Source organism: Actinomycetota bacterium, assembly GCA_013152275.1.
Taxonomy (GTDB): domain Bacteria; phylum Actinomycetota; class Acidimicrobiia; order Spongiisociales; family UBA4744; genus BMS3Bbin01.
On record JAADGS010000032.1, the window covers coordinates 37,886 to 43,925 of the forward strand.

General features: G+C 64.9%; 5 protein-coding genes. 4 read left to right on the top strand and 1 reads right to left on the bottom strand.

The window, feature by feature from the left end; genetic code table 11:
* Positions 1–22: 22 nt before the first annotated feature.
* The gene (locus tag GXP34_06305; protein ID NOY55583.1) at positions 23–1,405 is read right to left on the bottom strand and encodes a DUF4173 domain-containing protein; all 1,383 of its coding nucleotides are present in this window, start codon (positions 1,403–1,405) and stop codon (positions 23–25) included.
* Positions 1,406–1,523: 118 nt separating this feature from the next.
* On the opposite strand from GXP34_06305, the gene GXP34_06310 reads away from it, so the two are divergent.
* Genes GXP34_06310 through GXP34_06325 form a run of 4 tightly spaced genes read left to right on the top strand, consistent with a single transcriptional unit; the run spans position 1,524 to position 5,808 of the window.
* A complete protein-coding gene (locus tag GXP34_06310; protein NOY55584.1) occupies positions 1,524–2,885 on the top strand; it encodes a glutamine synthetase in 1,362 nt (453 codons plus the stop codon).
* Positions 2,886–2,893: 8 nt separating this feature from the next.
* Positions 2,894–3,670, top strand: a complete 777-nt coding sequence (locus GXP34_06315; GenBank protein ID NOY55585.1) for a glucose 1-dehydrogenase — start codon at positions 2,894–2,896, stop codon at positions 3,668–3,670.
* Between the two features lie 12 nt (positions 3,671–3,682).
* Positions 3,683–5,107 carry an aldehyde dehydrogenase gene (locus tag GXP34_06320; GenBank protein ID NOY55586.1) on the top strand — a complete coding sequence of 475 codons (1,425 nt, stop codon included), beginning with the start codon at positions 3,683–3,685 and terminating at the stop codon, positions 5,105–5,107.
* Positions 5,104–5,808: a hypothetical protein gene (locus GXP34_06325; protein NOY55587.1), complete on the top strand. Its 705-nt coding sequence runs from the start codon at positions 5,104–5,106 to the stop codon at positions 5,806–5,808. Before GXP34_06320 ends, GXP34_06325 begins: the two co-directional genes overlap by 4 nt.
* The last annotated feature ends 232 nt before the right edge of the window (positions 5,809–6,040 follow it).

A 6,040-nucleotide genomic window follows, 5' to 3' on the forward strand; every position in this document is an offset into this window, starting at 1 on the left:
GACCCGCTTCCCGCCTCGCCCGTCAGGACTCGCAGGGCGCGCCGGCCTTGTCGAGTGCCCGGCGCCCTCCGGCTTCCGCAAACGTGAAGCTGCGCCAGTCACCGGGCGCCTCCACCATCCCGCAGAGGGTCCACGGGTCGATATGGCCGATGAGTGATGGCACCGCGTCCGCGCTCAGTGAGGAGAGGTAGCCGACATCCACCGGATCCTTCGTCAGGTTGGTGCGGGCGATGACCCCATCGGGATTCACGGCGGCGGTCCCGATGAGCAGCACGATCCCCGTCGCGAACGCAGTCAGCGCGAACGCCGACCGGCGTCCGCGCAGCAGCATCACCACAACGAGCACGAGCACCAACCCGGCCCACAGCAGGAACACTGCTGCGTAGAAGCGGGCGTCGGTCAGGCCGTACGCGTCCACATACAACCGGAGGCGGACAACTGCGCCGGCGAGCACGAGGAGCGTCTCGGCGACGAGCACGGTGAGAAGGCCATCCACGATTCGAGAGCGTTCGACGCCCTGGACGAGGCGGTCGACGGCGAGCGCGAGAAGCACGACGAGCGCACCGACGGTCACGAGCTGGAAGAACCCCCGCCGGGCATACTCCGCGTAGGTCAAGCCGGTGTTCGTATCGAGCCCGCCGAACAGGTAGGCGAATTGGATCACAACGAATACGGCGAACAACGCTGCGATGGCGACGAGGCCGGCGGTCGCTTCGACCACCAGGCGCGGCCGAGGGTTCGTCCGGGGAGCCGGTGTCTCCACGCGCAGTGCGTGCCGGAGCATGCCGAGTCCTGCCCAGGTGAGGGCTGCAACCGTCAGTACGTGGGTCACGAAGCGTCCCAGATCGATGTTGACGACGTCGTCGAGCAGGCGGGAGAAGACGGCATCCGCGCCGGCGAAGAGAGCGGTGAACACGATGAGCACCGGCAGCACGACGAGCAGTCCGATCAGGATTCGTCCGACCCGGTTGCCGGTGTGGCCGAAGGTGACGTCCTCGGTCACGAAGTCGAAGGTCTCGACGACCGCAGCGAGTGTCGCCCTGCCGAGCGCTCCCGCGTACCGTCCGACGGTCCAGGCACGAAGGTCGTCACGCGCCAGCACACGGATGGACACCATCCCGAGGCCGACGATGGCGATGACGGCAAGAGCTGTAAGCGTCGGTGCAGCTCTGAACGTCGGGATCCAGGCGACGACCGCAAGAACGAGAGCGAGGAGCCGTGCCGACGACGTGGGCCGAATGGACAGGGTGCGTTCTCCAAACCACACGACCGCTGCGAACAGCGAACCGGCAACCCCCAGCCCGATGCCCAACGGGTGCTGGAACACCAGCACGTCGAATGCGACAGCCATCAACACGACGACGGCGGTTGTGCGGGCCGGTCTGGCGACGACTCTCGTGTCCATGCACAGTCAACGATAGATGCCCGGTTGTCGTCGCGGAGTCGGGAGTCGGCGATGTATCCCGACGTCTAAGATTCACCGGCGGGTGACGGCGACCGAAGGACACGGGATGGAACGGGGCATGCTCGGCATCGACGACCTTCGAGCCAGAGTGGAGACCGACGAGATCGACACCGTCGTTGTCGCGTTCACCGACCACTATGGAAGGGTGCACGGCAAGCGTGTCGACGGCCGGTTCTTCGTCGACGAGGTGTACGAGCACGGCACACACGCCTGCGACTACCTGCTGACCGTCGATATGGAGATGGAACCGGTCCCCGGATATCGATACGCGAGCTGGGAGTTCGGGTACGGCGACTTTCACATGGTGCCGGATCTGTCGACCCTTCGCGTGGCGGACTGGCTTTCCACCAGCGCGATCGTGCTGTGCGATCTCGAGGACACCACGACCGGCGAGTTGGTTCCCGTCGCACCCCGTTCGATGCTGCGACGCCAGATCGATCATGCCGCCGAAATGGGATACACGGCCAAGGCGGCTTCGGAACTCGAGTACTTCCTGTACGAGACGAGCTACCGCGAAGGCGCCGAGTGTCGCTACCAGAATCTCACCCCTGCCGGCTGGTACATCGAGGACTATCACCTGTTCCAGGGCGCCCGCGAAGAGCACTACAACGCAGCGGTGCGTCGTCACCTGAGCCGGTCCGGAATCCCTGTCGAGAACTCCAAGGGCGAATGGGGACGAGGGCAGCACGAGATGAACATCCGCTACGCGGGCATTCTCGAGATGGCGGATCGGCACACGATCATGAAACTGGCGATGAAGGACATCGCCGAGCAGAAGGGTGTCAGCGTCACCTTCATGGCCAAGCCCGATGCCGCCGAAGCAGGATCGAGCTGCCATGTGCACGCGAGTTTGTGGCGGGACGGCGCCAATGTCTTCCCCGGCGACAAGAAGATGGGTCCGATCTCGGGCTCCGACGACTTCCGCTGGTTCCTCGGAGGGTGGATGGCCCACGCTTCCGAGGCGATGGTCGCCTATGCACCGACGGTCAACTCCTACAAGCGCTATCAGGACAAGTCCTGGGCGCCGACCCGTATCGCCTGGAGCTACGACAACCGCACTGCAGGGTTCCGGGTCGTGGGGCGCGGTGAGAGTCTGCGCATCGAATGTCGGATTCCCGGGGCCGATGCAAATCCGTATCTCGTGTATGCGACCGTCCTCGCCTCGGGGCTCGACGGCATCGCCAACCGGATCGAGCCGCCGGAGATCTTCGAAGGCAACGTGTACGCAGCACGAGACCTTCCTCGTGTCGCGCGCACCCTGCGCGATGCGACCGACGGTTTCGAAGGCAGCGCCTTCCTGCGGGAAGCGTTTGGCGCCGACGTACACGAGCACTACCTGCACTTCTTCCGGACCGAACAGGCCGCCTACGACAACGCCGTGACCGACTGGGAGAAGTGGCGCTACTTCGAACGTATCTGAGGAGAACCATGAACAGACTCGATGGGAAGACCGCGTTGATCACCGGAGCGGGGAGCGGCATCGGTCGTGAGACCGCCCTGCTGTTCTCCGCAGAAGGCGCGGCGGTCGCGGCGGTCGACATCGATTTCGATGCGGTGACGGCCACGGTCGCCGAGATCGAGGAAACAGGCGGCAGGGCGGTGGCGATTCGCGCCGACGTCTCGAGATCGGCCGACAACGAGGCGATGGTAACTGTCGCCGACGAGGCGTTCGGGCGACTCGATGTGCTCTTTCTCAACGCCGGCATCATGCATTCGGCCGACGGCGATGCAGTCGGCACCGACGAGGCCGTGTGGGATCTGACGATGGACATCAACGCCAAGGGTGTCTTCCTCGGCTGCAAGTACGGGATCCCCGCGTTGCGCCGTGCCGGCGGTGGATCCGTCATCAACACCGCCTCATTCGTGGCCGTCATGGGTGCCGCCACTCCGCAGATCGCCTACACGGCGTCGAAAGGGGCGGTCCTTGCGATGACCCGCGAGCTGGCGATCGTGCATGCGAAGGAGAACATCAGGGTCAATGCACTCTGCCCGGGGCCGCTGCACACCGAACTGCTGATGAAGTTCCTCGATACGCCCGAGAAGAAACGGCGGCGTCTCGTGCATCTGCCGATGGGACGGTTCGGAGAAGCCGAAGAGATGGCGAAGGCGGCTCTGTTCCTCGCCTCCGACGACTCGTCGTATGTGACAGGAACCGATTTCATGGTCGACGGGGGACTCTCCGCCGCCTACGTGACCGCGGAGTAAGGGATGAAAGGCATGTTCATCGACGGGACCGCCATCAAAAGCGCAGACGGAACCGCCGTCACCATCATCGATCCTGCGAACGGTCGGGCCCTCGCAGATGTCGCCCGTGCGACTCCGGACGACGTGGATCGGGCGGTTCGGATCGCTCATGGGCGGTTCGGAGTGTGGCGCAAGACATCTCCAGGCGAACGGCGGGACGTCCTTCGGCGGCTCGCGGGACTGATCCGCCGGGACCATGAGCGGTTGGCGAGGATCGAGTCCTCCAACGTCGGCAAGCCGATCTCGGCTGCTCGCGGTGAGATCGAGGCGGCCGCCGCCACCTTCGACTACTACGCAGGAGCCGTCGACAAGATCCACGGGCAGACGATCCCGACCGGTGCGCCGGGAACGCTGCTCACGTTCCGCGAGCCGCTTGGCGTGTGCGGCCTGATCGTGCCGTGGAACTTCCCGATGCTGATCCTGTCGTGGAAGACGGCGCCGGCTCTCGCCATGGGGAACACCATCGTCGCGAAGCCCGCCGAGGTGACGCCGCTGTCGGCGCTGGCGCTTGCCGAACTCGCCCTCGAGGCAGGAGTGCCGCCAGGCGTGTTCAACGTCGTTCCGGGCAAGGGATCGATCGCAGGTGAAGCACTCGTGCGCCATCCGCTGGTCCGCAAGCTGTCGTTCACCGGCTCGACCGAGGTCGGTACCAGGGTGATGCAAGGTGCAGCCGAAGGCATCAAGCGGGTGTCGCTCGAGCTTGGCGGCAAGTCCGCGAACGTGGTGTTCGCCGACGCGAACATGGAGCCATGTGTCGAATCGTCGATCTGGGCCGTGTACGACAACGCCGGACAGGACTGCTGCTCCCGCAGCCGGATCCTCGTGGAGCGGCCGATCTTCGAAGAGTTCGTGCAACGGTTCTCCGCCAGGGCTTCGACGATCAAACTCGGAGATCCCGCAGACGAAGCCACGGAGATGGGGCCGCTGATCACCCCTGCCCATCGTGAACTCGTCGAGAGATACCTCGAGATCGGTGATGCCGCCGGAGCAACCCGGATGTGCGGCGGCGAGCGCCCGGGCGGGGCCCTTGGCGAAGGCAACTACCTCACCCCGGCCGTGTACATCGATGTCAAGCCGGAGATGGCCATCATGCAAGAGGAGATCTTCGGTCCGGTCGTCGCCATCATCGCCTTCGAAGGTGAGGAGGAGGCGGTCCACCTCGCCAACGACAGCGACTACGGGCTCTCGGGCTCGGTATGGACCCGTGACATCGGGCGCGCCCTGCGATTCGTGCGCGAGTTCGAAACTGGGATGATCTCGGTGAACTCGAGTTCCAGCGTCCACATCGAGGCACCGTTCGGCGGGATGAAGAAGAGCGGCATCGGTCGTGAGCAAGGCATGGTCGCGCTCGATCATTACAGCGACTACAAATCCGTGTTCATCGCGGACAGCCGATGAACGTCGGGATTCTCATCTGCGACCACGTGTCGGACCGGTTCCGGTCGATCTCGGGCGACTTCCCGGATATGTTCCGGAGCCTCTTCGCCCGGGCGGCATCCGATGTGCGGCTCAGGTTCTATGACCTGGCCGGGGGCGAGGAGCCCGACTCGCTCAACGAATGCGACGTCTGGTTGGCCACCGGAGCAAGAGCTTCCGTCTACGATCCACTACCGATAGCGACAAGGCTCGAGCGTCTCGTCGTCGGCATCTACGAAGGCGGCCACCGATACTTCGGGATCTGTTTCGGCCACCAGATGATCGCGCAGGCGCTCGGCGGGCGGGTCGAGAGGTCGACCCGCGGCTGGGGAGTCGGGGTCCATGTCGCCAAAGTCGTCGACGAGGCGGCGTGGATGCGGCCACCGGCCCGCCGGCTGCGCCTTCTGATGACCCACCAGGATCAGATCGAGAAGCTCCCACCAGGCGGTCGGACGCTCGCATCGAGCGAGCACTGTCCCATCTGGATGCTCTCCGTCGATGACCACATGGTCGGGGTGCAGGGGCATCCGGAGTTCACACCCGCCTTCGCAGGAGCCTTGCTGACGGAACGCAGAGATGACATCGGCACTGCCGTCGCCGATGTCGCACAGGCGACGTTGCACGATGCGACCGACGAGGCGCTGCTGGCCGATTGGATCATCGAGTTCGCCCGCGCCGAGTAGTCGAAGCCTCATCCACGGTCGCAGTTCGCTTTGATCGCCCTGTCCGGTATCCGGTGCTTCGTATCGTGGCCTCAGGTCGACTCAAGACCGCTGGGTGATGCGTCTATTGGTCCCCCCAAGGGAGCGAAGCGACCGCAGGGGGGAAAGTACCGCAGCGGCTTTGCGCTGGGGTAGGGGGGTCTTTGTCGGGGAGCGGAGCGACCGTAGGGGGGAAGGTGCCGTAGCGGCTTTG